The organism is Streptomyces flaveolus (assembly GCF_014648815.1).
GTDB lineage: Bacteria > Actinomycetota > Actinomycetes > Streptomycetales > Streptomycetaceae > Streptomyces > Streptomyces flaveolus.
Map to the genome: position 1 here is coordinate 227886 of NZ_BMRV01000001.1, position 26625 is coordinate 254510.

At 74.0% G+C, this 26625-nt stretch carries 26 protein-coding genes and 1 tRNA gene; 12 read left to right on the forward strand and 15 right to left on the reverse strand.

Annotated features, from left to right (window positions below):
• Positions 1–120 precede the first annotated feature (120 nt).
• Positions 121–858 carry a TerD family protein gene (locus IEZ05_RS00995; RefSeq protein WP_189228004.1) on the forward strand — a complete coding sequence of 246 codons (738 nt, stop codon included), beginning with the start codon at positions 121–123 and terminating at the stop codon, positions 856–858.
• Between the two features lie 7 nt (positions 859–865).
• On the opposite strand, the gene IEZ05_RS01000 is transcribed toward IEZ05_RS00995, so the two are convergent.
• Positions 866–1810, reverse strand: a complete 945-nt coding sequence (locus IEZ05_RS01000; RefSeq protein ID WP_189228005.1) for a TerD family protein — start codon at positions 1808–1810, stop codon at positions 866–868.
• 208 nt (positions 1811–2018) lie between these two features.
• Here IEZ05_RS01000 and IEZ05_RS01005 point away from each other — a divergent pair, with 208 nt between their 5' ends.
• The 3 genes from IEZ05_RS01005 (at position 2019) to IEZ05_RS01015 (ending at position 6595) form a co-directional block, all read left to right on the forward strand.
• Positions 2019–3185: an HpcH/HpaI aldolase/citrate lyase family protein gene (locus IEZ05_RS01005; protein ID WP_189228006.1), complete on the forward strand. Its 1167-nt coding sequence runs from the start codon at positions 2019–2021 to the stop codon at positions 3183–3185.
• A 63-nt stretch (positions 3186–3248) separates the two neighbouring features.
• Positions 3249–5786, forward strand: coding sequence for a phosphoribosyltransferase (locus IEZ05_RS01010; RefSeq protein ID WP_189228540.1), 2538 nt, complete (start codon positions 3249–3251; stop codon positions 5784–5786).
• The gene (locus IEZ05_RS01015) at positions 5786–6595 is read left to right on the forward strand and encodes an HAD family hydrolase (RefSeq protein ID WP_189228007.1); all 810 of its coding nucleotides are present in this window, start codon (positions 5786–5788) and stop codon (positions 6593–6595) included. The genes IEZ05_RS01010 and IEZ05_RS01015 overlap by 1 nt, the downstream gene beginning before the upstream one ends.
• Positions 6596–6617: 22 nt before the next feature.
• Here IEZ05_RS01015 and IEZ05_RS01020 read toward each other — a convergent pair whose 3' ends face one another.
• The 4 genes from IEZ05_RS01020 to IEZ05_RS01035 all read right to left on the reverse strand — a co-directional run bounded on the left by IEZ05_RS01020 (position 6618) and on the right by IEZ05_RS01035 (position 9880).
• Positions 6618–7274, reverse strand: a complete 657-nt coding sequence (locus tag IEZ05_RS01020) for a DedA family protein (RefSeq protein ID WP_189228008.1) — start codon at positions 7272–7274, stop codon at positions 6618–6620.
• A 77-nt stretch (positions 7275–7351) separates the two neighbouring features.
• Positions 7352–7576 (reverse strand): FmdB family zinc ribbon protein, encoded by a 225-nt coding sequence (locus IEZ05_RS01025; protein WP_189228009.1) that lies wholly within the window; start codon positions 7574–7576, stop codon positions 7352–7354.
• A gap of 55 nt (positions 7577–7631) precedes the next feature.
• Positions 7632–9038, reverse strand: coding sequence for a coiled-coil domain-containing protein (locus tag IEZ05_RS01030; protein WP_189228010.1), 1407 nt, complete (start codon positions 9036–9038; stop codon positions 7632–7634).
• 71 nt (positions 9039–9109) lie between these two features.
• Positions 9110–9880, reverse strand: a complete 771-nt coding sequence (locus tag IEZ05_RS01035) for a DUF4097 family beta strand repeat-containing protein (RefSeq protein WP_189228011.1) — start codon at positions 9878–9880, stop codon at positions 9110–9112.
• 215 nt (positions 9881–10095) lie between these two features.
• Between IEZ05_RS01035 and IEZ05_RS01040 the strand changes: the two genes are divergently transcribed.
• Positions 10096–10170, forward strand: a tRNA-Val gene (locus tag IEZ05_RS01040).
• A gap of 68 nt (positions 10171–10238) precedes the next feature.
• Here IEZ05_RS01040 and IEZ05_RS01045 read toward each other — a convergent pair.
• Complete coding sequence (locus IEZ05_RS01045) at positions 10239–10583, reverse strand: hypothetical protein (protein ID WP_189228012.1); 345 nt, start codon at positions 10581–10583, stop codon at positions 10239–10241.
• Positions 10584–10698: 115 nt separating this feature from the next.
• Here IEZ05_RS01045 and IEZ05_RS01050 point away from each other — a divergent pair, with 115 nt between their 5' ends.
• Positions 10699–10932, forward strand: a complete 234-nt coding sequence (locus IEZ05_RS01050; protein WP_189228013.1) for a DUF2277 domain-containing protein — start codon at positions 10699–10701, stop codon at positions 10930–10932.
• A 34-nt stretch (positions 10933–10966) separates the two neighbouring features.
• On the opposite strand, the gene IEZ05_RS01055 is transcribed toward IEZ05_RS01050, so the two are convergent.
• The 4 genes from IEZ05_RS01055 to IEZ05_RS01070 form a co-directional block, all read right to left on the reverse strand.
• On the reverse strand, positions 10967–11614 hold the full coding sequence (locus IEZ05_RS01055; protein WP_189228014.1) for a DedA family protein: 648 nt from the start codon (positions 11612–11614) through the stop codon (positions 10967–10969).
• A gap of 209 nt (positions 11615–11823) precedes the next feature.
• The gene (locus IEZ05_RS01060) at positions 11824–12276 is read right to left on the reverse strand and encodes a DoxX family protein (protein ID WP_189228015.1); all 453 of its coding nucleotides are present in this window, start codon (positions 12274–12276) and stop codon (positions 11824–11826) included.
• 230 nt (positions 12277–12506) lie between these two features.
• Complete coding sequence (locus tag IEZ05_RS01065; protein ID WP_189228016.1) at positions 12507–14156, reverse strand: alkaline phosphatase D family protein; 1650 nt, start codon at positions 14154–14156, stop codon at positions 12507–12509.
• An 82-nt stretch (positions 14157–14238) separates the two neighbouring features.
• Entirely contained in the window at positions 14239–14883 is a 645-nt protein-coding gene (locus IEZ05_RS01070; protein WP_189228017.1) for an HNH endonuclease family protein, read from the reverse strand.
• Between the two features lie 399 nt (positions 14884–15282).
• Here IEZ05_RS01070 and IEZ05_RS01075 point away from each other — a divergent pair, with 399 nt between their 5' ends.
• Positions 15283–15864: a TMEM165/GDT1 family protein gene (locus IEZ05_RS01075; RefSeq protein ID WP_189228018.1), complete on the forward strand. Its 582-nt coding sequence runs from the start codon at positions 15283–15285 to the stop codon at positions 15862–15864.
• Positions 15865–16053: 189 nt separating this feature from the next.
• A complete protein-coding gene (locus IEZ05_RS01080; RefSeq protein WP_189228019.1) occupies positions 16054–16716 on the forward strand; it encodes an HAD family hydrolase in 663 nt (220 codons plus the stop codon).
• A gap of 746 nt (positions 16717–17462) precedes the next feature.
• Here the strand turns inward: IEZ05_RS01080 and IEZ05_RS01085 are convergent.
• Positions 17463–18557 (reverse strand): peptidoglycan-binding domain-containing protein, encoded by a 1095-nt coding sequence (locus IEZ05_RS01085; protein ID WP_189228020.1) that lies wholly within the window; start codon positions 18555–18557, stop codon positions 17463–17465.
• A 184-nt stretch (positions 18558–18741) separates the two neighbouring features.
• On the opposite strand from IEZ05_RS01085, the gene IEZ05_RS01090 reads away from it, so the two are divergent.
• Positions 18742–20790 carry an MDR family MFS transporter gene (locus IEZ05_RS01090; RefSeq protein WP_189228021.1) on the forward strand — a complete coding sequence of 683 codons (2049 nt, stop codon included), beginning with the start codon at positions 18742–18744 and terminating at the stop codon, positions 20788–20790.
• A 6-nt stretch (positions 20791–20796) separates the two neighbouring features.
• On the opposite strand, the gene IEZ05_RS01095 is transcribed toward IEZ05_RS01090, so the two are convergent.
• Positions 20797–21300 (reverse strand): GNAT family N-acetyltransferase, encoded by a 504-nt coding sequence (locus IEZ05_RS01095; RefSeq protein WP_189228022.1) that lies wholly within the window; start codon positions 21298–21300, stop codon positions 20797–20799.
• Between the two features lie 163 nt (positions 21301–21463).
• Between IEZ05_RS01095 and IEZ05_RS01100 the strand changes: the two genes are divergently transcribed.
• Together IEZ05_RS01100 and IEZ05_RS01105 are read left to right on the forward strand one after the other, a co-directional pair.
• Complete coding sequence (locus IEZ05_RS01100; RefSeq protein WP_189228023.1) at positions 21464–22126, forward strand: hypothetical protein; 663 nt, start codon at positions 21464–21466, stop codon at positions 22124–22126.
• Between the two features lie 5 nt (positions 22127–22131).
• The gene (locus tag IEZ05_RS01105) at positions 22132–22767 is read left to right on the forward strand and encodes a hypothetical protein (RefSeq protein WP_189228024.1); all 636 of its coding nucleotides are present in this window, start codon (positions 22132–22134) and stop codon (positions 22765–22767) included.
• A 10-nt stretch (positions 22768–22777) separates the two neighbouring features.
• Here IEZ05_RS01105 and IEZ05_RS01110 read toward each other — a convergent pair whose 3' ends face one another.
• Positions 22778–23185: a DnaJ family domain-containing protein gene (locus IEZ05_RS01110; RefSeq protein ID WP_189228025.1), complete on the reverse strand. Its 408-nt coding sequence runs from the start codon at positions 23183–23185 to the stop codon at positions 22778–22780.
• Positions 23186–23277: 92 nt separating this feature from the next.
• Here IEZ05_RS01110 and IEZ05_RS01115 point away from each other — a divergent pair, with 92 nt between their 5' ends.
• Positions 23278–23670, forward strand: a complete 393-nt coding sequence (locus IEZ05_RS01115; RefSeq protein WP_189228026.1) for a hypothetical protein — start codon at positions 23278–23280, stop codon at positions 23668–23670.
• Between the two features lie 18 nt (positions 23671–23688).
• Here IEZ05_RS01115 and IEZ05_RS01120 read toward each other — a convergent pair whose 3' ends face one another.
• Both IEZ05_RS01120 and proP read right to left on the reverse strand, forming a co-directional pair.
• Positions 23689–24360, reverse strand: coding sequence for an O-methyltransferase (locus IEZ05_RS01120; protein ID WP_189228027.1), 672 nt, complete (start codon positions 24358–24360; stop codon positions 23689–23691).
• Between the two features lie 833 nt (positions 24361–25193).
• Positions 25194–26582, reverse strand: coding sequence for a glycine betaine/L-proline transporter ProP (gene proP / locus IEZ05_RS01125; protein ID WP_189228028.1), 1389 nt, complete (start codon positions 26580–26582; stop codon positions 25194–25196).
• Positions 26583–26625: the final 43 nt, after the last annotated feature.

Here is a 26625-nt window from a genome sequence, read left to right on the forward strand (position 1 = left end):
GGTGCGCCTGCGCCACCGGTGTGAACACGGCCCGGACGAGGAACGCTCTGTGCGGGGCGGCCGACGAGGACGACTCCTCGGGGCCGCCCCGTCGGCGGTGAAGGGAACGTGGGGGCGGGAATGGGCTTCTTGGACGGGCTGTGGCGCGGCCGCGAGAGCGATTTCGACTCGGGCAGCGCGGCCACCAACTCCATCGAGCTGACCAAACGGCACAGCCAGGTCTCCCTGACCAAACAGGGCGCGGCCACGGGGCACCTGCGCATCAACCTCAGCTGGCGGATGCGGACGTCGGACATCATGGGCAACCAGCGCGAGAGCCTGCTGCGGCACCCCTTCAAGGCGCTCAAGCCCCCCGAGGTCGTGGGCCACAGCCAGAGCATGGTCAACGTCGACCTCGACCTCGGCTGCCTCTACGAACTGCAGGACGGCACCCGGGGCGTCGTCCAGCCGCTCGGCGGCTATCTCGGCGACGTCAACGCCCCGCCGTACGTCAAGCTCAGCGGCGACGACCGGTTCGGCTCGGCGTCCGGCGAGACGATCTACGTCAACCTCGACCACCGGGACGCCATCAAACGGCTGCTGCTCTTCGCCTACATCTACGACCAGACGCCGGCCTTCGACCGTACGCACGCCATCGTCACGCTGTACCCGAGCAACGGGCCGCGCATCGAGATAGGCCTCGACGAACGCCATCCGCAGGCCCGCTCCTGCGCCGTGGTGATGATCGAGAACGTCAAGGGCGAGATCATGGTCCGCCGCGAGGTGAAGTTCGTCTACGGCTTCCAGGGAGAGCTGGACCGGCTCTACGGGTGGGGGCTGCAGTGGGGGCGGGGCTACAAGACCAAGGTCCAGCGATGAGCGCGGCTCACCGGCCGATGAACTGCGGCCCCTGCGGCGGCAGCCGGAAGTCCGGGTCGGGCGCCGCGGTCACCGGAAGCGGATAGCCGTAGCCGGACTGCGCCCCGGCCGCCCCCGCGGTAGCGGGTGGGGCCTGCGGGTAGCCGTAGTCGGGGCGCGCGGCGGGCTGCGGGTAGCCGTAGGCCGGCTGCGTCGTCGGCGGCTGCTGCGGATAGCCGTACGCGGGCTGGGCCGGCACCCCGGCCGGCTGCTCCGGCGGCAGCGGGTAGGAGACCTCCGACGTGGACGGGACCGGCAGCGGCTGCACGGTCGTCGGCTCCTCGGGGCCGACCGCCGGCCGGTCGGGCGCGGACGGCGTGGGCGCGGACGGTTCCGGCGAGGAGGCCGCCGCCGGCTCCTGCGTCGCCTCGGACTCGTCCACGGAGATGCCGAAGTCGGTCGCCAGGCCCTTCAGCCCGTTGGAGTAGCCCTCGCCGAGCGCCCGGAACTTCCAGCCCTCCCCGCGCCGGTACAGCTCCCCGCAGATCAGCGCCGTCTCCTGGCCCGTCTCCGGCTTGACGTCGAAGTACGCCAGCGGCTGCCCGTCGGCGTCCGTGGCGTCGTACAGCAGGATGCGCAGCTCCCGTACCCGGTCGAAGGCCACGCCGTCCGCCGAGGCGACCAGCAGGATCCGGCCCACCGACGGCTCGACGCCGGAGAGGTCTGTCTGGATCGTGTCGGTCAGGCCTTCGGGGACCCGCTTCTTGCCGAGCCGCCAGACCTGCCCGGACGGATGCCGGGGCTGGTTGTAGAAGACGAAGTCCTCGTCGGAACGCACACGGTCGTCGGGGCCCAGCAGCAACGCGGAGGCGTCGACGTCGGGGACCCCCTGCCCGGGTGACCAGCGCAGCACGGCGCGTACCGTGGTGGCTTGGAGCGGGACGTTCGACCCCTTCAGCATCGCGTGCGTCATGCCGTCATCCTGCCCTCTCGGTCCTGCTCACGACAACGCGGGGGCGGGTACTCGGGGCGTGTCCACGCGGCCCCGGTCGCCCGCCGCCGACATGACGGGGTTACCTGGAATTCATGCCCGGTGGGAACCACCGACATGGATACCTACGTACTATTACCGGCCACCTTGAACTGTTGTCAGGTCGCCCAGATACCGCGGGGGAGTATTTATGCGTCATTTCGGGCACATTGCCCCTGAGGTGCGTGAGCGCCTCTTCCACCGGGAGCCCTGCGCGTTCACCGCGGACTCTCCGGCCCGGCTGCTGTCCGCGGCCCTGGGCGCCACGCTCTACAGCCCGGCCACCCGGCCGAAGCTCGCCGACGACGTCCTCAAGCAGGGCGCGCGCGGGGTGGTGTCGATGGTGCTGTGCCTGGAGGACTCGATCGACGACGCCGACGTGGCGGCCGGCGAGGAGAACCTCGTACGGCAGTTCACGGACCTGGCGAACCGCCCCGACGTGGACGTGCCGCTGCTGTTCGTCCGGGTCCGCACCCCCGGTCAGATCCCCGACCTCGTGCGGCGCTTCGGACCGGCGGTGCGGCTGCTGTCCGGGTTCGTGCTGCCCAAGTTCACCGAGGAACGCGGCGTGCCCTTCCTGGAGGCGCTCACCGCGGCCGAGGCGGCGAGCGGCCGGCGCCTGTTCGCCATGCCGGTGCTGGAGTCGCCCGAGCTGCTGTACCGCGAGTCGCGCGTGCAGACGCTGGAGGGCATCTTCCGCGCGGTCGACAAGTACCGCGACCGGGTGCTCGCCCTGCGCCTCGGCGTGACCGACTTCTGCTCCTCCTACGGGCTGCGCCGGGCCCCCGACATGACGGCGTACGACGTCCAGATCGTCGCCTCGGTGATCGCCGACGTGGTGAACATGCTCGCCCGGGCCGACGGCACCGGATTCACCGTGACCGGACCGGTGTGGGAGTACTTCCGGGTCCAGGAGAGGATGTTCAAACCGCAACTGCGGCAGAGCCCGTTCCTGGAGGTGCAGGCCGTGGAGCTGCGCCAGAAGCTGATCGAGCACTCCATGGACGGCCTGCTGCGGGAGATCTCCCTGGACCAGGCCAACGGCCTGCTCGGCAAGACCTGCATCCACCCCTCGCACGTGCTGCCGGTGCACGCCCTGTCCGTGGTCAGCCGCGAGGAGTTCAGCGACGCCCAGGACATCCTGCGGCCCGAGCGCGGCGGCGGAGGCGTGCTGAGGTCGGCGTACACGAACAAGATGAACGAGGTGAAGCCGCACCGCGCCTGGGCCGAGCGGACCCTGCTGCGCGCCGAGGTCTTCGGCGTGGCCAACGAGGACATCGGCTTCGTGGAGCTCCTAGCAGCCGGCCTCTCCGACTGAACCCGTCCGACCGAACGCAAGGAACCGATGAACGACGCAGTGGACCACGGGAGGCACGAGCACATGGGCGAGAGGGCGCGTGCCGGGGAGCACGCGGGCGTCTGGTCCGGCAGCTGGGTCGCGGAGCGGCTCGGCGTCGAACTCGCGGGCGACGACGCCCTCACCGGCATGCTGGGACTCGCCCTGCGCCGCAACCCCAAGCGCGCCCATCTGCTCGTGTCCCACGTGCTCGGCAAGCACGTCCCGCAGTCCCCGTCCGTCGTGTACGGCCACGGTGTCGCCCTCGGGCGGCGCGTCCGCGACCTGCTGGGCGCCGAGGAGGCCGGCCGGGCCGTCGTCCTCGGCTACGCGGAGACCGCCACCGGACTGGGCCACTCGGTCGCCGACGGCCTGGGCTCCGCCCCGTACCTGCACTCCACCCGCCGTCCGGTCACCGGCGTCGCCCGCGCGGGCGGCTTCGAGGAGTCCCACTCGCACGCCACCTCCCACCTGCTGCTCCCCGAGGACCCGGCGCTGCTGGCGGGTGACGGGCCGCTGGTCCTGGTCGACGACGAGTTCTCCACGGGGAACACGGTGCTGAACACCGTGCGCGATCTCCATGAGCGGTATCCGCGGGGGTGGTACGTGGTGGTCGCCCTGGTGGACATGCGGTCCGCGGCGGACGTGGGGCGGCTCGAGGACTTCGCCCGGGAGATCGGCGCGCGGGTGGATCTCGTGACGGCGGCCTCGGGGACGGTGCGGTTGCCGGAAGGGGTGCTGGAGAAGGGGCAGGCACTGGTGGCGCGGTACGAGGCGGAAGACGCCGGGGCCGGTGGCCCGTCGTCCGCGGCGCCGTCGGGGCCGGTCGCGCAGTCGCCCGACCACCCGCACACGCCGGATCACCGCGCCCGCCCCCACGCCACCCCCGTGGACCTGTGCTGGCCCCCCGGCCTCCCCGACGGCGGCCGGCACGGCTTCACCCCCGCCCACCGTGTCCGCCTCGAATCCGCCCTCCCGGGGATGGCCGCCCGGATCGCGCGGGCGCTGCCCGCCGGCGTCCGCCGCGTGCTCGTCCTCGGCTTCGAGGAGCTGATGTACGCCCCGCTGCGCCTGGCCGTCGAGCTGGAGCGGACCACCGGAGTCGAGGTGCGCTACTCCACCACCACCCGCTCGCCCGTCCTCGCGGTCGACGACCCCGGGTACGCGATACGCACCCGCCTGGTCTTCCCCGCGCACGACGACCCCGCCGACGGCCCCGGCGAGCGCTACGCCTACAACGTCGCGGGCGGCGGCTTCGACGCCGTCGTCGCCGTCGTCGACTCGGCCGCCGACACCCCCGCGCTGCACGCGCCCGGCGGACTGACGGCCCGGCTCGCCGCGCACGTCCCGCACGTCCTGCTCGCGGTCGTCCCGTCCTACGTGCCCGGGTCAGCCGACTCCCCGCACGCCCCCGAAAGGCCCCCGATGCTGCCCGAGCCCCTGCGTGGCCCCGCCTTCTCCTCGTACGCCCCCGACGAGGTCGGCTGGCTGCTCCAGGACCTCTCGGAGGTGACGCTGGAGGCACCGACCGAGGAGCGCGAGGAGGCCATCCAGCGGGGCGGCGCCCACTACGCGGAGTCGCTGCCCGTCGAGTACCAGCCCAGCGAGCAGTACCAGGAACTGTTCCACGCCGCGCTCAGGGCGTCCGCGGCACGCCTCGCGCGAGCCGTCGGCGCGGTCACCGAGATCGTGCTGACCGAGCGGTCGCCGCGCCCCGTCCTGGTCTCCCTCGCCCGCGCGGGCACCCCGGTCGGCATCCTGATGCGCCGCTGGGCGCAGTACCGGCACGGCCTCGACCTGCCGCACTACGCCGTGTCGATCGTCCGGGGCCGCGGCATCGACGCCAACGCGCTGCGCCGGCTGGCCGCCGACCACGACCCGGCCGACGTCGTCTTCGTCGACGGCTGGACCGGCAAGGGCGCCATCACCCGCGAACTGGCCGCCGCCCTGCGCGACTTCGAGGTCTCCGACGGCATCAGCGGCTTCGACCCGGAGATCGCCGTCCTCGCCGACCCCGGCTCCTGCGTACGCACCTACGGCACCCGCGACGACTTCCTCATCCCGTCCGCCTGCCTCAACTCCACCGTCTCCGGCCTGATATCCCGCACCGTGCTCCGCGCCGACCTGGTCGGCCCGCACGACTACCACGGCGCGAAGTTCTACCGCGAACTCGCCGGCGCCGACCTGTCGGTGGCCTTCCTGGACGCCGTCTCCGCCCGCTTCCCGGAGGTCGCGGACACCGTCGACGCCCAGGTCAAGGAACTTCTCGCCGCCGACCGCACCCCCACCTGGGAGGGCTGGGCCGCCGTCGAGCGCATCAGCGAGGAGTACGGCATCCACGACGTCAACCTCGTCAAGCCCGGCGTCGGCGAGACCACCCGCGTGATGCTGCGCCGGGTGCCCTGGAAGGTGCTGGCCCGGGCCGGTGCGGGCGCCGACCTGGACCATGTGCGGCTGCTGGCCGAGCAGCGGGGCGTGCCCGTGGAGGAGGTCGACGGCCTGCCCTACACCTGCGTCGGGCTGATCCACCCGAAGTACACGCGCGGCGCGACCGGCGCCGACGGCAGGGCGGTGACGCGCTGATGCCGGTGCTCGTCGCGAGCGACCTCGACCGCACGCTCATCTACTCCGCCGCCGCGCTGGGGCTGACCATGCCCGACGCGCGGGCGCCCCGGCTGCTGTGCGTGGAGGTCTACGAGAGCAAGCCCCTGTCCTACATGACCGAGACGGCCGCCGGACTGCTGACCGAGCTCGGCGGCACCGCCGTCTTCGTGCCGACCACCACCCGCACCCGCGAGCAGTACCGGCGCATCAGCCTCCCCGGCCCCCCGCCGGAGTACGCGATCTGCGCCAACGGCGGCCACCTGCTGGTCGACGGCGTCACCGACCCCGACTGGCACGCGCGGGTGACCGCGCGGCTGGCCGACGAGTGCGCCTCGCTGGACGAGGTCCGCGACCACCTCATGCGCACCGCCGACCCGGTGTGGGTGCGCAAGCAGCGGGTGGCCGAGGACCTGTTCGCCTACCTCGTCGTCGAGCGGGAGCTGCTGCCCGAGGACTGGGTGAAGGAGCTCGCCGTCTGGGCCGAGAACCGCGGCTGGACCGTGTCCCTCCAGGGCCGCAAGATCTACACCGTGCCCAAGCCGCTGACCAAGAGCGCCGCCGTGCGCGAGGTCGCCCGCCGCACCGGCGCCGATCTCACGCTGGCCGCCGGCGACTCCCTCCTCGACGCCGACCTGCTGCTGGCCGCGGACCGGGGCTGGCGTCCCGGCCACGGCGAGCTGGCCGACTCCGGCTGGGCGGCACCGGCGATCGAGGCCCTGCCCGAGCGGGGGGTGCTGGCGGGGGAGCGGATCCTGCGGGAGTTCCTCACGGCGGCGGACAGGCCCTAGCGGCCGCCGCGCCCGGCACCGTTCACCGCCGGTCCGCCTTGCGGCGGCTGCCGCGGCCCGGGCGCAGCAGCCGCAGGAGCACGAAGGCCACCACGGCCAGCGCGGCGGCGGCGAGCACGACCTTGGAGTACGCGGACACGACCGTGCTCACCTGGTGCCAGTTGTCGCCGAGGAAGTAGCCGGCCAGCACGAAGGCGGTGTTCCAGATGGCGCTGCCCGCGGTGGTCAGCGCCGTGAACACCGGCAGGGGCATGCGCTCCACGCCCGCCGGGACGGAGATCAGGCTGCGGAAGACGGGGAGCATCCGGCCGAAGAACACGGCCTTGGTGCCGTGCCGGCGGAACCACTCCTCCGTGCGCTCGATGTCCGAGACCTTCACCAGCGGCAGCCGGGCCGCCACGGCGATCGTCCGCTCCCGGCCGAGGAGCGCCCCGATGCCGTACAGCGCGAGGGCGCCCACGACCGAACCGGCGATGGTCCACACGAGTGCGGCGACCAGGTTCATGCTGCCGGTGCTGGCCGCGAAGCCCGCCAGCGGCAGGATGACCTCGCTCGGGATCGGCGGGAAGAGGTTCTCCAGGGCGACGGCCAGCCCGGCCCCGGGCGCGCCGAGGGCGTCCATCAGGTCGCTGATCCACTGGGGCGCGCCGCCCGTCGCCTCCGCCGCGATGACTGCCATGTCTCCACGCTAGGCGGGCGAACCTGAAGAGATCCTGAGCAGCCGGGGCGGCCCTGGGCGCGCCCCGGCGTCACCGGTCAGCCGCAGCAGCCCCCGCCGCAGCAGCCGCCACCGCCTCCGCCGCCCGCGCGGGGCGCCGGGGCGGGTGCGGAGGCCGAGCCGCCGACGGCGACCGTCGACAGCAGCTTCACCGTGTCGTCGTGGCCCGCGGGGCAGGGCGCCGGGGCGGAGGACTCGGCCATGGGACGGCTCAGTTCGAAGGTGTCGCCGCAGCTGCGGCAGCGGTACTCGTAGCGAGGCATGCGCACAGGTTAACCGGCGGCCCCGGACGGCCGGCCCCGGTGGCGGAAGCCGGTCTCAGTGCCCGCTTCCCCGCTCCTCGCGGATGTGCGTCACCACGTCGGCGACCGTCCGGCGGACCGCGTCGGTCTCCGTCAGGAAGTGCCAGTAGTCGGGGTGCCGGCCCTCCAGCGTGGTGATCGCCCGTTCGAGCCGGGCCACGGCGTCGTCCAGGGGGCGCGCGTGCCGCGGGTCGGGGGTGTTGCGGCCCGCCATGGCGAGCCGCTGGGCGTCACGGATCGCGAACCGGGTGCGTTCGATCTCCTGCTGCGGGTCCTTCTGCACGGCGTTGAGCTGCCGCAGCCGGTCACCGGCGGCCGAGACGGCCTCGTCGGTGTTGTTCAGCAGCGCCCGGACCGTCGACAGCAGGGCGGTGGCGTCGGGCCAGCGCTGCTCGTCGCGGGCGCGCTGCGCCTCGGCCAGCCTGGCCTCGGCCTGGTGGACCGTTTCGGCGGCGTGGTCGGGCACGTGCTGGAGGTCCTGCCAGCAGGCGGCCGTGAACCGCCGCCGCAGCTCGCTCAGGACCGGTTCGACCTGCCCGGCGCGGGTGGTCAGGGCCTGGGCGCGGGTGCGCAGGGAGACCAGCCGGTGGTCGGTCTCGGCGGCCCGCTCGGGCAGCCGTTCGGCCTCGGCCCGGACCGCCTCGGCCTCCCGGGTGACCCGGTCGGCCCGCTCCAGGGTCTGGGGCACGCCGTGCTGTCCGGCGCCCTGGTTCAGCCGGGTCAGCTCCGGGCCCAGGGCGGCGAGGCGGGCGGCGAGGTCGTCGGCCTTCAGCCCGGCGCCCCGTACGGCGTCCAGGGCGTCGGAGGCGGCGAGCAGGGCCTGCCGGGCGCGCTCGACGGCGGGGGCGAGCCGGGCCAGCTGGGTCTCGGCCTTGCCGAGCAGCGGGCCGAGTCCTTCGGCGAAGCGGTCCAGTTCCTGCTTGACCCGGCCCAGCTCGTCCGTGGCGGCGGTCAGTTCGGTGCGGGCGCGGGAGGCGGCCGACGCCTCCAGGTCGTCCCGGTCCAGGTCGTGGGCGTCGACGGCGCTGATGTACCGGCCGCTGGCCTCGTCGATGCGCCGGCCCAGCGCCGCGAAGCCGTCGACGGCGCGGCGGGCGGCGGGGGAGGAGTCGACGGCCGCGATCGTCTCTATCGAGATCCGCAGGTCCCGCTGGGCGGTGTCCAGCTCGTAGAAGGCCGCCGCGGCGGCGTCCTTCGCGGCCTGCGCCTCGGCCCGCTGGCTCTCGGCCCGGCCGCCGAACCAGCGCCGGGTGCCGCCGCCGGCGAACGCGGCGGGCAGGGCGAGCGCGGCGAGCAGCGGCAGGCCCAGCAGGGTGAGCGTGTCACGGAGCGGGCCGGGCGGGCGGCTCCTCGGGGCCCGGTGCGGCAGGCGCGGCGCGCGCGGCACCATCGGCGAGTACGGCTGCGATGGTGTCGCCGTCACATCCCTCTCCCGTGTCGTCCGTCCTGCCCGGGTTCATTCTCCCACCCGTAAGAGACGAACACACGGGCCGGTCAGTTCGCGGTTCGGACCGTGACTTTGCCGTCCTGGGTCCGCGCGGTCACCACGTGGGAGCTCGCGTCGTCCCGGGGCACGGACACGTCGACCGCCCCGTCGTCGCTGTCGGCGGACACCTTGTACGTGGCCCGGGGCAGGTCGACGGTGACGGAACCGTCGTCGCTGCGGGTCGCCACCCGGTCGGGGACGGCCCCGAGTTCGAGGCGGACCGAGCCGTCCTCGGTGGTGGCGTCCACGCGGCGCGAGGAGACCTCCGCGCGCAGCGATCCGTCGTCGCTGTGCAGCGCGAGCGGCCCGGTGGAGTCGCTGACGCGCACGGACCCGTCCGCCGTGCGGATGTCCAGCGCGTCCCGGAATCCTCGCGCCCGGACGCTGCCGTCGTCGGTCTTCACCGTGACCGCGATGCCGCGGGGCACCGCCACGCGGTGCTTGGTGGCACAGTCGGCGATCACGCCGGAGCAGTGGGTCCGCAGCTTCAGCCGGTCGCCGTCCATGCTCCAGGTCACCTCGGGCTCCGAGCCGACGACCACCGAGCCCTTGAACCACCGGGTGACCTCGACCGTGCCCGACGCGTGTTCCTCCGCGGCGACGATCTCCAGCGCGGAGTCGTCGGCGTCGATGGTGAGGGTGCTGCCCCGCAGAGCGAAGGACCGGTGGTCGGGGTCCTTGTCCTCGTCGGCGGAGGAGCAGGCGCTGAGCCCCGCGACGAGGACGGCGACGACGCCGGCGGCGGCGAAGGCACGAGCGGTGACGGTACGGGCGGCCATGACGATCTCCCCCTGGGACGGACGACGAGGCACCGCACCGGGAGGCCCGCTCGGCGGGCTCGGCGCGGTGATACTCCTCGACCGTACGGATGCGGGCCCCGCGCGGGGATCCGGGCCGCTCCCGGATACGGGGTGGGGTTAACCCCCGCCCGGGGCGGGCCCGGAACGCGTTTGCCGGACAGTGCCCGGGGCCATGTAGGCTGTCGACTCGTCCTGGGTGCGTAGCTCAGGGGTAGAGCGCCTGCCTTACAAGCAGGATGTCGGCGGTTCGAAACCGTCCGCGCCCACCAGGACCGGCACCAGTGCCGGTCGAGAGGCCCCCGGAGACCGTCCGGGGGCCTCTCGCGTGCGCCTGCCGCTAGGTGTCCTGCCCCGGGCGGTCCTCGTGGGCGTGCTTCAGCTCCGTGCGCGCGACCACCCTGTCGGGGCCGGTGATCTCGGACCAGTAGCGGTGGGTGCTGACGAAGACGGCGAGCTCGCGCTCGCGCTGCCGGAGCTTCTCCACCTCGGCCTGTTCGTCCTCCGACCAGCCGGGCGAGGCGGGGCGCTCGACCTTGCGCCAGCCGTTGTCGTCACTGAAGCCGTCCAGCGGCTCGACGGACCAGGGGAGCCTTTTCAACAGGGCCGACAGCTCGGCCCGGACCTGATGCAGTTCCTCCTGACCGGCGAGGAGATCACTGGGGAAGTCATAGGTCGTAGCCACCCCTCAATGATACGCCTGTTCGAATTTGAGGCGCGCGTTCCCTTCGGTGGTTCACGCGAACGAGTGGCGCGGTGCGCACGCCCCGCGAGCGGGCCTCCGGGTGGAGACTGGAGCCATGTGCCGCAGCATCAAAACGCTTCGCCCGCCCGCGCTGGCCGAGGAGGCCACCGGGGACGAGATCAGGGCCGCTGCCCTGCAGTACGTGCGCAAGGTGTCCGGGTTCCGGGCGCCGGCCGCGCACAACCGGGAGGTCTTCGAACAGGCGGTGGACGCCGTCACCGCGGCCACGGCCGAGCTGCTGGCCGGCCTGGAGGTACGGGGAGGCACCGGCGCACGGCGGGCGAGCTGACGCCGCTGCCGTGACCGGCCGCTCGGGACGCCCGCTACGAGGCCTCGGTGGGCCGTGGCTGGCGGCGCATCAGGTACGCCGCGCCCGCCCCCGCGCCGAACAGGGCGACGAGGGACACGCCCGTCGCCAGCCAGCTCGCGCCGAGCCACTGGCCGCCGAAGTAGCCGAGGGCGACGCTGTACGCGGCCCAGGACAGCCCGGCGAGGGCGGACCAGGGCAGGAACTCGCGGACCCGGCGGTGGGCTGCTCCGGCGACGAGCGAGACGACCGAGCGGCCGGCCGGGGCGAAACGGGCCAGGACGACGAGGGCGCCCCGGGCGCCCCCGCTGCGGGCGAGCGCTCCGCCGAGACGTTGCTGAGCGGTGGTCAGCCGGCGCGACCGGGCGATCGCCCGGTCCAGACGGGCTCCGCCGCGCCAGGCCAGGCGGTACACCACCAGGTCGCCGAGGACGGAGGCGGTCGTCGCGCACAGCAGGAGGACCAGGATGTCGGGGACGTCGTGCGGCACCCGTCCGGCCGCCGCCGCACCCGAGCCCGCGGCCGCCGCCGTGGCCGCCGTGATCACGAGCACGCCGCTCGGCAGCACCGGCAGGAAGACGTCGAGCAGCACCGAGACGACCACCAGCACATAGATCCATGGGCTGCTGACCAGCGCCGCCACATTCCCGAAACCCTCGACCACCACAACTCCCCTGGCTCCCCCGTGGACCGGACCGTGCCGCGATGCGCGGGGAAACGGCAGGAGCGGTCGATGACAGCCATACAGCGTACGCCCGGGGTGTGACACATGGTTCACAGGGGGCTCGCGGGCACGCCACGGAGTGTTCACCCGACCGCCGCACACGCGAGGCGGCGCCCACCCCGTGGGAGGTGGGCGCCGCAGCGGTCGGCTCAGGCCGCGACGGGCGTCTGCTCCGTCGCCTGCTTCTCCGGCCGGGACGTGCGCCGGGCCAGGACCCGGTCCAGGCCGAAGGCGCCGGAGCCGGTGAAGGCCAGCAGCAGGAAGGCCCAGCAGAACATCGCGGAGGCCTCGCCGCCGTTCTCCATCGGCCACAGGGCTCCCGGCTGGTGCACCTTGAAGTAGGCGTACGCCATCGAGCCCGAGGCGATGAGCGCGGCGGCGCGCGTGCCGAGGCCCAGCAGGACGAAGCCGCCGGCGACGAGCTGGATCACGGCGGCGTACCAGCCCGGCCAGGTGCCGGTCTCTATCGTGCCGCCGGTTCCCGAGGCGCCGCCGAGCACGCCGAAGAGGGAGGCGGCGCCGTGGCAGGCGAAGAGCAGGCCGACGACGATGCGGAACAGGCCGAGGGCGTAGGGCTGGGCGCTGTCGAGGCGTCCGGACATGCGGGGGGTGCTCCTTCGGTCGGCCGGTCCGTGGGGGACCGGTGGGGGACGGAACCGAGTGGGCTGCCCACGTTAGGTGTGCCTAAGCAGTACTTGCAAGTTCAACATTTGGCCATGGCCTAACCAGCGGTTGTCGATGTCCCGCGCCCGTCCCGGCTGGTGGGAGCGCTCCCATGGAAGGGAGCGCTCCGCTCCACGTGACCGGTTTCCTACCCCGACCGGCCGGTCGCCTACGCCAGCTCCCTGTCCGTGACCGTCCGCAGCGCCGTCGTCCCGTCGCGCTCGGATCGGGCCTTCTCCAGGCGCAGCCGGGCCGAGCGCCCGCGCAGGGTCAGCGTCATGAGCTGGTTGCCGAACCAGGGGCCGCCGGTCCTGCGCCAGGAGACCGCCGGAGGCGAACAGCGCCCGTGCCGGGCGATGCGCCGCCCGAGGGCGCGCGCCGGGGCGCTCCAGCCGAAGCGGAAGCCGAGCCGCATCGACAGCGGGACGGAGTTGTGCACGGGGGAGCAGGTCAGCTGCACGACCCGGGCGTCGGGGTCCCGGCCCGGCCAGGACGGTTCGGCCACGTAGGCGTGGTGGACGTCCCCCGACAGCACGCTCACCGTCGCCGGTGCCCCCGGTCCCGTCCCGGCGTCGGCGATCAGGCCGGCGAGCGCGTCGAAGGAGGCCGGGAAGGCCGGCCAGTGCTCCAGGTCCGCCCCGCGCCTGATCCGCTCCCCGAGCCGGGCCCAGCGGGCGCCCCGTTCGCCGCCGCACACCGAGGCGTTCCACGTTTCGAGGTCGTGCACGAGATGGGGGAGCAGCCAGGGCAGGGAGGTGCCGATGAGGAGGTGGTCGTAGGGGGCCTCGTCGCCGTCGTCCCGCCCGTCCAGCACCTGCTCGCGCAGCCACGCGGCCTCGCCCGGGTCGAGCATCGAACGCCGGTCCTCGGCCAGGACCCGGGCGGCGCGGGAGTCCACCATCACCAGCCGCACCCGGCCGAAGTCGCGCCGGTAGCTCCAGCGCACGGAGGCCGGGTCGGTGTCGGCCCGCGCGGCGAAGTCGCGCAGCGCGTCGGTGCCGTCGGGGGTGGCGCGGACGGCCGCGTAGAGCGGATCGGCGGCCAGTTCGGCCGGGGAGAGGTTCCCCAGGTGCTGGTAGACCCAGTACGACATCAGGCCGCTCAGGATCCGCTCGCGCCACCAGTCGGTGGCCCGCATGTCGTCGACCCATGCGGCCGAGGTGTTCCAGTCGTCGATCACGTCGTGGTCGTCGAAGACCATGCACGAGGGCACGGTGGACAGCAGCCAGCGCACCTCCGGGTCGCTCCACGACTCGTCGTAGAGCCGGGTGTACTCCGCGTAGTCCGCGACCTGGTCGCCCGGCGGCTCCGCCAGGTCGCGGCGCCCCGCGATCCAGCGGCGGGTCGCGTCGGAGACCTCGTCGGCGTACACCTGGTCCCCGAGCAGCAGCAGCACGTCGGGCCGCGCGCCTGCCGGATCGGCCGCGACGCGGGCCGAGAGGGAGTCCAGGGCGTCCGGGCCCACCGGGTCCTTCCCGCCGGCCGGCGGCGCGGCCCAGCGGCAGGAGCCGAAGACGACGCGCACGCCCTCGTCGCCGGCGGGCGTGGCGATCACCGAGGGCGGGAAGCGGGAGTCCGGCGGCGGCCACACGCGCGCGCCGTCCAGGAGCACCTCGTACTCCGTCGCCGTCCCGGGCGTCAGGCCGGTCACCGGGACCAGGACGTAGTGGTGGCCCGCGATCTGGAAGGTGCGGGCCGTGCCGTTCGCGCCGTCGGCGCAGCGCACCTCGGCCGTGCAGGGACGGCTCGTCTCGGCCCAGATGGTCGCGGACGAGCCGTCGTTGTACCTCAGCAGTGGTCCCAGGCGCAGTCTCGCCATGGCGATCCCCTCCTCCGTCGCCCCGTACGGTACGGAACGACGGAGGGTGGCGGGGAGTGTCCGCGCCGGAGCGGGAGCGACCTCAGCAGCTCGCGAGCTGGTTCTGCAGCGCCGACTTCTCGGCGGAGTCCACGGAGAGGCCGTAGTAGTACTTCACCTGCACCCAGGCGCGCACGTACGTGCACCGGTAGTCGGTGCGGGAGGGCATCCAGGTGGCCGGGTCCTGGTCGCCCTTGGCCTGGTTGACGTTGTCGGTGACGGCGAGGAGCTGCGGGCGGGTCAGGTCGTTGGCGAACGCCTGGCGGCGGGAGGTGGTCCAGCCGCTCGCGCCGGAGTCCCAGGCCTCGGCGAGCGGCACGAGGTGGTCGATGTCCAGGTCGGAGGCGGCGGTCCAGGTGGCGCCGTCGTAGGGGGAGTACCAGCTGCCCGAGGTGGCGGCGCAGGCGGAGTCGGTGACGACGCCCGAGCCGTCGCGCTTGAGGACCGTCTCGCGGGTGTTGCAGGTGCCCGACTGGGTGATCCAGTGCGGGAAGAGGTCGCGGTTGTAGCCGGTGCGGTTCTCGGTGGCCACGGTGAGGGAGGCGAGGTAGGAGCGGGCGGTGGTGGCGCTCACCGGGGTGGGCAGCGCGGCGGAGGCGGCCGGGCCGTTGAACAGCCCGGCGGAGGCTATGAGGCCGGTGAGCGCGGCGAGCGTGGCGAGACGTCGACGCGCGTAGAACTTGGGCATGCGAACTCCCTGGGAGGGTGGGGGTCTTGGGCGCGAGCGAGGGAATGCTCGCGACGCCGCATGGCGCACAGATGTGCGGCCGGTAAGAAGCTAGTGACGTGTGCATGGCACGTCTATAAGCGCGACGGGACTTTCGCCCCTGGGGGCCCGGCCGGGGGGTCGCGTACTATGGGCGGCGCAGAAGGGGAGTAGCTCTTCGCCGGACCGTCGACATACTGCTCAGCTCGTCTGAGCCGGCGCCCGGAGGCGGACCTCGTTCACGGGGCCGCCAGCGAGACCTTCGGCAAGCAGTGCACGCCCGCGCCGTACGGCGGGGGCGACCGTGTGCTGCCGTGCCGAGGTGTCGTTCGCGCAGGACCAGCACTCTCGGCGGGGCGGCCCCGACCGATAGAGGATTCCTTGATCAGCCTGACCGTGACGGCGCTCGTCTTCGGCGTCGTCTTCCTCGCCGAACTGCCGGACAAGACCGCGCTCGCCGGTCTCGTCCTCGGCACCCGCTACCGCGCGTCGTACGTCTTCGCCGGCGTCGCCGCCGCATTCCTGCTGCACGTCGTGCTCGCGGTCGCGGCCGGCAGCGTGCTGACCCTGCTGCCGCAGCAGATCGTGCACGCGCTGACGGGTGTGCTGTTCCTGGGCGGCGCCGCGGTGCTGCTGATGAAGAAGGACGACGAGGACGAGGAGATCCGCAAGCCCGAGGACCAGTCCTTCTGGAAGGTCGCCGGGGCGGGCTTCATGCTCATCCTGGTCGCCGAGTTCGGCGACCTCACGCAGATCATGACGGCGAACCTCGCGGCCCGCTACGACGACCCGATCTCCGTCGGCCTGGGCGCGGTGCTCGCGCTGTGGGCGGTGGCCGGGCTCGGCATCGTCGGCGGGAAGGCCCTGATGAAGCGGGTGCCGCTGGCGCTGATCACCAAGGTCGCGGCGCTGCTGATGATCGGCCTCGGCGTGTGGAGCCTGTGGGAGGCGGTCGCCGGCTGAGCGGCGGCGCGCGGTGCGCTGCGCTGCTGTGCGCTGCCGTGCGGGCGAACGGGGGGTGAACGTTCGTCCGGGCGGTGGCGCGATCCCCCCGCTGTTTTGTACCGTAGAGAAACAAAGTGGCTCCCGCCCGTTTTCCCTGACCGGCGGGCGGGGCCGCCTTGTTCCCTCCCCGCGCCTTGGAGTCTGCCGATGACGGCCACCACCACTGTTCTTCCCGCCCGTGCCCTGCTGCTCGACATGGACGGCACCCTGGTCAACTCGGACGCCGCCGTCGAGCGCGTGTGGCGGCGCTGGGCCGACCGGCACGGACTGGACGGCGACGAGGTCATGAAGGTCGTCCACGGGCGGCAGGGGTACGCCTCGATGGCGCTGCTGCTGCCGGACCGGCCGATGGAGCAGAACCACGCGGACAACGCGCGGATGCTCGCCGAGGAGACCGCCGACACCGAGGGCGTCGTGGAGATCGCCGGGGCGCGGGAGTTCCTCGCCTCGCTGCGGGGGCTGCCGCACGCGCTGGTGACCTCCGCGGACGTCGCGCTGTCCACGGCGCGGATGGCTGCCGCGGGGCTGGCGCTGCCGGACGTGCGGGTGACCGCGGAGTCGGTCGGCGCGAGCAAGCCCGACCCGGAGGGGTTCCTCAAGGGCGCGGCCGAACTGGGCGTCGCCCCGGCGGACTGCATCGTCTTCGAGGACTCCGGGGCGGGGATCACGGCGGCGCGGGCGGCGGGGATGCGGGTCGTGGGGGTCGGGCCGCGGGCCGGTGTGCACAGGCCGGATGTGGTGGTGGGGGATCTGACGGAGGTCCGGGTGGAGGCCGACGGGCGTGGGGGACTGCGGCTGCACGTGGGCTGACGCCACCGGCCGGCGCGGAGGCGGCCTGGGGCGCGCGGTGCGGTGCCGACGTGGGCGCGGGTCACGTGCCCGTGGTGCCCGGTGTGGGTGCGGTGCGGTGCGGGGCGGGGCTCGCGGGTCGGGTGGGTGGCCCGGCGTTGGCGGGGTGCCGCCGCGCCCACCCGTGCCGCCCTTGGCGGCACGATTGCCCGCGGCTGAGCGGGTGACGGCCCGCGGTTGGGCCGGTCGAGGCCCACGGCCGGGCGGGTCCAGGCCTGAGGGGGTGATGGCCCCCTGGGTCGGTCGAGGGCTGTGGCCGGGCGGGGTCCGGGTCGTGGCCGGGCGGGGCCAGGCCCGTGGCTGGGTGGGGGGAGATTCGCGGCTGGGCGGGTGAAGGCCCGCGGTTGGGTCGGTCGAGGCCCACGGCCGGGCGGGTCCGGGCCCGTGGCTGGGCGGGTGATGGCCCGCTGGGTCGGTCGAGGGCCGTGGCCGGGCGGGTCCGGGTCGTGGCCGGGCGGGGCCAGGCCCGTGGCTGGGTGGGGGGAGATTCGCGGCTGAGCGGGTGACGGCCCGCGGTTGGGCCGGTCGAGGCCCACGGGCGGGCGGGTCCAGGCCTGAGGGGGTGATGGCCCGCTGGGTCGGTCGAGGGCCGTGGCCGGGCGGGTCCGGGTCGTGGCCGGGCGGGGCCAGGCCCGTGGCTGTGGGTGGGGGAGATTCGCGGTCGGGCGGGTGAAGGGCCCGCGAGGGTGGGGTTGTCGTGGCCGGCGTCAGGGCTGGCGGGTTTCTGATTCCAGCATGTGGCGGGTGGTCTCGCCGTAGACCCCGAGTTCGTCGGTGCGGATGCCGCGGGCCCACTGGTAGGTGCGGACCGAGTCCTCCACCTGGTGGTTGTAGTTGCCGTTGATGTCGCCCGTGTACAGGTGCAGCTGGGCCAGGCGCTGCTGGAGTTCCGTGACCTCGGCGCCGCGGTCGCCGCGGTGCAGGGTGCCGCCGCCGTCGTAGGGGTCGTCGTCCTCCCCGTCGCCCTCGGGGGCCAGGGCCGGTGCGCTCGGCGTGGTCGCGGTCGGCTCCGGCGACCGGGACGGCGCCGGTGACGTGCTCGACGCCGACGGGGACGGTGAGGACGACGTCGAGGACGAGGGCGAGGACGAGGGACTCGCGCTCGCCGACGCGGACGGGGACGCGGTGGCCGGTTCGGACGGCGTGGCGCTCGGCTCCGGTGTCGTCGACGACGCGGGGACCGACGGGGCCGGCACGCTCGCCCGGACCTCGTCCGGCAGGGCGTCGTCCCGCGACGGCGACTCGTAGGAGAACAGCCCGCTCGCGTACCCGGCCGCCCCCACCACGACCACGACCGCCCCGGCGGCGCTGAGCAGCACGCCCCGCCGACGCCCGCGCGGCCGGCGGCCGGCGGTGCCGTCCGGCACGGGCTCCAGGGGGGCCGTCGTGTCGAACAGGCGCAGGTCCTGGTCGCTGGGCGCACCGGCCGAGGGCGCCAGCGGCGTGGGCAGCACGGAGGTCGCCTCCGTGGCCGGGGGGACGGCGGACGCCCCGGCGTCGACGGTGCGCAGCGTCATGGTGGCGTCCGGGTCCGCCGCCCGCGGGGCCGGCTCCGGGGGCGCCGTGGGCTCACCGGCGCCGTCCAGCTCGACGTACGGCCGTATCCGCAGCGGATCGAAGTCCTCCGCGGCCGCCGCCTGCGCCGCGCGCTCGTCGCGCAGGGCGTCGGCCGCGCGGGACCCGCACGCGCAGGACGGCGTGTTGTCCGCTTCCCTGGGTGCTCCGCACTCCGGGCACGGATGCTCCGGGGGCCGCCCCTGCGGCCCCCGCGGCTCCTGCGACGGCTTCTGCTGCTGCTCCACGCTCGTCCCTCCCCTCGCGACTCCCCTCGCGACCTCCAGAGATTATGCAGATCTTCTCCACAGTCGCGCGCGCACGCCCCCGGAACACCCGCATCCCGCAGGACTGAACAGGCCATAACCGGTCACACCGATCAGGATGGAGTGTGGGTGGCGGCACCCCTGACACAGCGCCGGGAGGTCTTCGATGGCAGCGGATGTGCGCGAAGTGACGGAGCCGGTACGGCCGGAGGACCGCGAAGAGGTCCCCGGCAGCGTCCTGGTCCCGATCGGGGCCCTGCTCCTCGGCATGCTGCTCGCCGCCCTCGACCAGACCATCGTGTCGACGGCGCTGCCCACCATCGTCAGCGACCTGGGCGGTCTTGAGCACCTGTCCTGGGTGGTCACCGCGTACCTGCTGGCCGCGACCGCCGCGACCCCGCTGTGGGGCAAGCTCGGCGACCAGTACGGCCGCAAGCGGCTGTTCCAGACGGCGATCGGGATCTTCCTGGTCGGTTCCGCGCTGTGCGGCGTCGCGCAGAGCATGCCCGAGCTGATCGCCTTCCGCGCCTTGCAGGGCCTGGGCGGCGGCGGGCTGATGGTGCTGTCGATGGCGATCGTCGGCGACCTGGTCTCCCCTCGTGAACGCGGCCGCTACCAGGGCCTGTTCGGCGCGGTGTTCGGCGCGACCAGCGTGCTCGGGCCGCTGCTCGGCGGGGTCTTCACCGAGCATCTGAACTGGCGCTGGGTCTTCTACATCAACCTGCCCGTCGGCGTCGTCGCGCTCGCCGTGATCGCCGCGGTCCTGCACATCCCGCACCGGGCGGCCCGGCACGTCATCGACTACCTGGGCACCCTGCTCATCGCCTCCGTCGCCACCTGCCTGGTGCTGGTCGCCTCGCTCGGCGGCACGACCTGGGCGTGGGCTTCACCGCAGATCATCGGCCTGGCGGTGCTGGCCGCCGTCCTGGCCGCCGTCTTCGTGGCGGTGGAGCGCAAGGCCGCCGAGCCCGTCCTGCCGCTCAAGCTCTTCCGCGTCCGCACCTTCACGCTCTCCGCCGTCATCAGCTTCGTCGTCGGCTTCGCGATGTTCGGCGCGATGACCTACCTGCCCACGTTCCTCCAGGTCGTGCAGGGTGTCAGCCCGACCATGTCCGGTGTGCACATGCTGCCGATGGTGGTCGGCGTCCTGCTGGCCTCGACCGGATCCGGGCAGATCGTCAGCCGTACCGGCCGCTGGAAGGTCTTCCCCGTCGCGGGCACCGCCGTCACCACCTTCGGCCTGCTCCTGCTGCACCGGCTCGACGAGAACAGCTCGACCGCCGAGATGAGCGTCTACTTCTTCGTCTTCGGCGTGGGCCTCGGCCTGGTGATGCAGGTCCTCGTCCTCATCGTGCAGAACGCCGTCCCCTACGAGGACCTGGGCGTCGCCACCTCCGGCGCCACCTTCTTCCGCTCCATCGGCGCGGCCTTCGGCGTCGCCATCTTCGGCACGGTCTTCGCGAGCCGCCTCGGCGACAAGCTCACCGACGCCTTCCGCGGCGCGCAGCTGCCGCCAGGCTTCTCCACGGACTCGCTCAAGGCCGACCCGCGCGGCATCGGCGCTCTGCCCCCCGCCCTGCGCCCGGAGGCCCTGCACGCCTACGCGTCCGCCATCACCGACGTCTTCCTGTACGCCGCCCCCGTCGCCCTGCTCGGCTTCGCGCTGGCCTGGTTCCTGAAGGAGGACCGGCTGCGCGGCTCGGTCACGGCGCCCGACGGCACCCAGACCTTCGCCAGCAACCCGGTCGAACGGTCCTCGCACGACGAGGTGTGCCGCGCGCTGTCGGTGCTCGGCACCCGCGAGGGCCGCCGGGAGATCTACCGGCGGATCACCGAACGGGCGGGCTACGACCTGCTGCCGGCGGCGAGCTGGATGCTGCTGCGGGTCAGGAAGTACGGCCGGGTGGAGCCGGCCGTGCTCGCCGAGCGCAGCCCCGTTCCGCTGGCCGCCGTCATGGCGGCCGCCCGCCAGGTGGAGGAGCGGCACCTCGCCGTCCGTGAGGGCCCCGACCTGGTCCTGACCGACCGGGGCCGCGAGGCCGCCGAGCACCTGGCGAAGGCCCGCGAGGACTCCCTGGCCGAGCTGCTGGGCGACTGGTGGGGGCCGGACCGCCCGACCGACCTGGTGCGGCTGGTGAAGGAGCTCAGCGGTGAGCTGTGCGGCTCGGAGCGGGAACGCCCGCACGACCAGCGCACCCTGACCCGGACCGCCTGAGCCCCGTCAGACGGCGGCCCGGGCCAGCGGCTTGGTGAACCAGTGCTCGGCGTACGGGTCGTCCTTGTACGCCTCGGTCTCCGTGTAGCCGAGCCGCGCGTACAGAGCACGGGCCTCGACGAGGTCGCCGCGCGTGTCGAGGACGATCCGGGCGGCCCCGAGCTCCCGTGCGGCCTCCTCGGCGGCCCCGACGAGCAGCGCGGCACCGCCCCGGCCGCGCAGGCCCTCCCGCAGGAACACTCGGGTCAGCTCGGCGGTCGTGCCGTCCCGCAGCCGTACGCCCGCGGTGCCGGCCGGCTCACCGGCGTACCGCGCCACCAGCAGCCGGCCCCGCGGCGGGGCCAGGTCGGCGCCGGACTGCGCGGCGATCTCCCGTTCCAGCTCGGCCGGGTCGGTGCGCCGGCCCTCGTGCAGCAGGTACCAGCGGTCGCTGACCTCCGTGTAGTACGCGCGCCACAGGGCGGCGGCGACGGGGGAGTCGTACGGTTCCGGGGCGACGGTCCAGGTCATGACCGGCATTGTCCGGACCGCCCGGCCCGGTGCGCGAGCGTATTTTCCCACCGTCGCGCCGCCGGCGCTTCCCGTGCGCCGTTTGAGGGGACCCTGCGCGGCAACACGGAGTGCGAACCGGCCGCTCGGAGAGCCGGTTGGGCCGAGAACCCGGAAGGCACACATGTCCACAGGCGTGATCGTTGCTCTGATCGTGGTCGTGGCGGCCGTGCTCGTCGTCGCGGCCGTCCTGGCCTCGCGCGCGCGGGGCTCCCACGGCGGAAACCTGAAGCGGCGCTTCGGGCCGGAGTACGACCGGGCCGTGGCCCGGCACGACGGCGACACCAAGGCCGCCGAGCGTGAACTGGCCGAGCGTGTCGAACGGCACGGGTCGCTGCGCACGAGGCAGCTGGACGCGGCCGAGCGCGAGCGGTTCGAGGCGCGCTGGACGGCCGCGCAGGAGCGCTTCGTCGACTCCCCGCGCGAGGCGGTCGCGGAGGCGGACCGGCTGATCGCCGAGGTGGCCGGCGCCCGCGGCTTCCCGGACGGCGGGCAGTACGAGGAGCAGCTCGCCGCGCTGTCCGTGCACCACGCCCACCACGTCGAGGGCTACCGGCGCGTGCACCGCGTGACCCACGCCCGCGTGGACGGCGCGCAGGACAGCGGTGCGGGTACGGAGGAGATGCGCGCGTCCCTCGTCGAGGCGCGTGCCCTGTTCGAGGACCTGGTGCGCCCGGCCCGCCATGACGGCGGCCGGCACCGGACCGAGGTGGAGGGCGACCGGCCCGCACCCGCCCGGGCGAACCACGCCTGGTCGTTCAGCAAGCGCCAGCCGAAGGAGAGTTGAGCCACATGTCCGACGTGACCCGGCAGCCCGGCGGCAGCCCCGCCGAACGAGACGCGCAGACCCCCGACGCCCGCGGCGAGACCGCCCTGGGCACGGGCCCGGCGAGCGGCACCCACGCCGGCCACCGCGCCGGCCCGGCAGATATCGACCCGGCACCCGGCGCGCGCACCGGCCACGACGCCGGTCCGGCGGGCGGCGCCACCAGCCCGGCGCCCGGCGCGCGAGCCGACCATGGCGTCGGCACCCGCGACGACGTGACCCCCGGCCTGCGGACCGACGCGACCGGCACCGGCACCCGTACGGGCACCGGCAACGCCACCGGCGCCGGTACCCGCGCCGAAGGCGCCGCCGGCACGCACGGGCTGCTGCCGCACGAGGAGTGCGACAGGCTCGGGCAGCGGCTCCAGCACGCCGTGGCGGAGTTCGTCGACGCCCCGCGGGCTTCCGTCGAGGAGGCCGACCGCGTCCTGGAGGAACTCGCCGCCCGCTTCGCGGACGCCGTCGCGCACCGCCGCCGCACCCTGCGCACCTCCTGGCAGGAGACCGGCGAGCAGACCCGCGCGACGAGCACCGACACCGAACAGCTCCGCCTGGCCCTGCGGGACTACCGCGAGCTGGCCGACCGGCTCATGCACGTGTGACGCGCAGGCGTCACCGCTCCGCCCGGCGCTCCCGCCACTGTCGTACGACCTCTTCGACGTCGTAGGGCTTCTTGCCCAGCGGGGGCCCGGGCGGCGGCTTGAACATGACGTCGCGGATCTTGACGTTGATCTGCTCGACGATCCTGCGGGCGGCCCCCTCCGTCGGGGCGTCCAACGCCGCCGCGAGCGCGTCCTCCGCCTCCTTGCGCAGGGCCAGCGTCGGCGGCAGCACGGAGAGACCCTCGCGGGCCATCTTCCGCTTGACCCACCACAGTTCGTCGTACGTGCTCTCCACGTCGCTCGGGAGGGGCTTGCCCGCCCCCGGCAACCGGTCGAACTCCCCGCGCGCGTCCGCGTCGCGGATCTGCTTGTCGACCCAGGACTCGAAGTCGACGCCAGGTGGCTTTCGCTCGGTCATGACCCCATTGTGCCGGACACCACACCACCGGCCGATCTATCATGCGGCGGCGACAAGCCAACGCCCAGCCGGGACGTCTCGAAGGAGCGCACGTGCTCGAACTGACCATGGCCGCCGTCACCGCGGCGGACGCGGGCGCCACCGCCGGCATGCAGATGGCCGACGCGCCCAGCGAGCCGGGCGCGGTGCTGCGGGTGGGCCGGGACAGGTCCGTGTGCCGGCTGTCGACGCCGGACGACTGGCTGTTCGTCTCCCGGGTCCACCTGGAGTTCCGGTGCGGTCCCGACGGCACCTGGCAGCTGAGCTGGCTGCGCGGCTCGCAGCCGGACCCGTCCTCGGAGGTCCGGCTCACCGTCGGCGCGCACACGCAGGCCCTCGTCTACGGCGGCACCGTGCCGCTGCCCAGGGGCGGCAGCGGCGAGATCGTCGTCCAGGACCGCACCGAGCCGCGCAGCGTCAACGTCGGCTTCTACCACGAGGTGTGAGCCGGCGCCCGGCCGCGCTCAGGCCAGTACGCGGGCCAGCGCGAAGCCGTCGTAGCCCTTGCTGCCGACCGTCTGGACCGCGGTGCCGCTGAGCCGCGGATGGCTGCCGATCAGCTCGATGGCGGCGCGGGTGCCGCGCACGTCCTCGGCGTCGCTGCCGGCGTCGGCCACGCGTCCGCCGCGGACCACGTTGTCGAGGACGATCAGGCTGCCGGTGCTGGTGAGCCGCAGCGCCCACTCCAGGTAGTGCGGGTTGTTGCCCTTGTCGGCGTCGATGAAGACCAGGTCGAAGGGGGGCGGGTTGTCGTCGGCGAGCTTCGGCAGCGACTCCAGCGCCGGGCCCACGCGCACGTCGACGACGGACTCCAGGCCGGCACGGGCGATGTTGCGGACGGCGACCTCGGCGTGCCGGGCGCTGTACTCCAGGGTGACGAGGCGGCCGTCGGCGGGCAGGGCGCGGGCCAGCCAGATGGTGCTGTAGCCGCCGAGGGTGCCGATCTCCAGGATGGTGCGGGCGCCCTGGACCTGGGCGAGGAGATGCAGGAGCTTGCCCTGGGTGGCGGTGACGGCCACCGGCGGCAGCCCGGCGGCGTCGCTCTCCCGCAGGGCGGCCTCCAGGGCGTCGTCCCCCGGGGCGAGGTGGCTGGTGAAGTAGGCGTCGACGTCGTCCCAGAGCCGTGAGTCGCTCATGCCGGGGAGGCCTCCCGTACGCGTGGTTAGCACTTCTAAATAGATGCGCTAACGAATATAGACGCGCGGGGAGGCCGCGTGGCGGAGTTGCCCGAGGTCCCCGCGGGCGTGTCTCCGCTCTCGCGCGTCCCGCCCGGCCGGACGCCGTCACGCCCGTCCTCGTGCCCCCGTCGGCGGGCGGGCCGGCACGTCCGCTCGGGTGCGCCCTCGTCGGCGGGGCGAAGCGGGGCGGGCTTTCCGGTCGTGCCGGGCTCGAGGCGGCCTCGGGCGTCGCCCCGGTGTCCCCGTCGGCAGGGCGGGTCCCCGGCAGGGCGAGTCGCGCCCGCCGCCGTGTCCTGCCCGGCCCCGCGTGGCCACGCCCGCCCCGGTGCGACCCCGTCGGGCGGGCCGGCGGGCCGGGGTCTCCAGTCGTGCCGGGCTCGCGGTCTTGGGCGTGTACGCACGTCCGGGTGTCCGGGGCAGGTCCTCGGCAGGGTGGGTCGTGCCCGCTGTCGTGTGCTGCCAGGCCCCGCGTGGTCACGCCCGCCCCGGTGCGACCCCGTCGGGCGGGCCGGGGTTTCCGGTCGTGCCGGGCTCGCGGTCTTGGGCGTGTACGCACGTCCGGGTGTCCGGGGCAGGTCCTCGGCAGGGTGGGTCGCACCCGCCGTCGTGTCCCGTTGGGCCCCGCCCGCCCTGGCGAGTCCCCGTCTGCGGCGCGGGCCCCGGGGGCGGGTCGCCGGGCGTCGGGAGCATCGCGGCCCGCGCGTCCGCGGCAGGGAGCAGGTGCCGGGCGTGCCCCCGGCCCGGCAGGGGCGACGCCGGGGGCCTCCGGCCCGCGTGCCGCCCCGCAGGGCTCAGGTGCGTTCGACCGCCGGTGCCGAGCCCGGCAGCGGGCGTCCGGCCGACTCCGTCATGAACCACACCGCCGCGCCGCCGATCACGGCCGCGGCCATCATGTAGTAGGCGGGCATCATCATGTTGCCCGTCGCCCCGATCAGCGCCGTCACCACCAGCGGCGTCGTGCCGCCGAAGAGGGACACGGAGACGTTGAAGCCGATCGACAGCGAGCCGTAGCGCACCCGCGTCGGGAACAGCGCGGGCAGGGCGGACGGCATCGACGCGGTGAAGCAGACCAGCAGCAGGCCCAGCGCGGCCATGCCGAGCCCCACGGCGAGCAGGCTGCCCTGGCGGATCAGCAGCAGCGCCGGGACGGAGAGGAGGAGGAAGCCGGCGCAGCCCGCCGCGATCACCGGCCGGCGCCCGACCCGGTCGGTCAGCGCGCCCGCGAACGGCTGCACGATCATCATCAGCGCCATCACGGCCAGCACGACCAGCAGCCCGTGCGTCTCGTCGTACTTCAGCTCGCTCGTCAGGTAGCTCGGCATGTACGACAGCAGCATGTAGTCGGTGACGTTGAAGACCAGCACCAGGCCGACGCACAGCAGCAGCGTCTTCCACTGCCCCGTGATCATGTCCCGCAGGGGCACGCGGGGCCGCGCGGCCTCCGCCTTCTCGACCTCGGCGGCGAACGCCGGGGTCTCCTCCAGCCGCATCCGCAGATACAGCCCGATGATGCCCATCGGCCCGGCGATCAGGAACGGGATGCGCCAGCCCCAGGACGTGAGGTCGCCGTCGGACAGCAGTGCCGTCATCAGGGTCACCAGCCCCGCGCCGCCGATGTAGCCGGCGAGCGTGCCGAACTCCAGCCAGCTCCCCAGGAACCCGCGCTTCTTGTCCGGCGCGTACTCGGCGATGAAGGTGGACGCGCCCGCGTACTCACCGCCGGTCGAGAAGCCCTGCACGAGCCGGGCCACCAGCAGCAGCACCGGCGCCCACACGCCGATCGTCGCGTACGACGGGATCAGCCCGATGGCGAACGTGCCCGCCGCCATCATGATCATCGTGACGGCGAGGACCTTCTGCCGTCCGACCCGGTCGCCGAGCGGGCCGAAGACCATGCCGCCGAGCGGCCGGACCAGGAACGCCGCGGCGAAGGCGCCGAACGTGGAGAGCAGCTGGGCGGTCGGGTTGCCCGAGGGGAAGAAGACCTTGCCGAGCGTGACGGCGATGTAGCTGTAGACGCCGAAGTCGAACCACTCCATGGCGTTGCCGAGTGCCGCCGCCTTCACGGCGCGCCTGACGAGGGCGGGGTCGGTGGCGGTGACGCCTGCGCCGGAGGGTGACGCGCCGGAACGGGCCGGCTTCTCGAGGGACGGGGGGGATGCGACGGTGGCAGCCGACAAAACTCCGCTCGCCTACCTTTCGACGGGGACAGGGACACCGCGG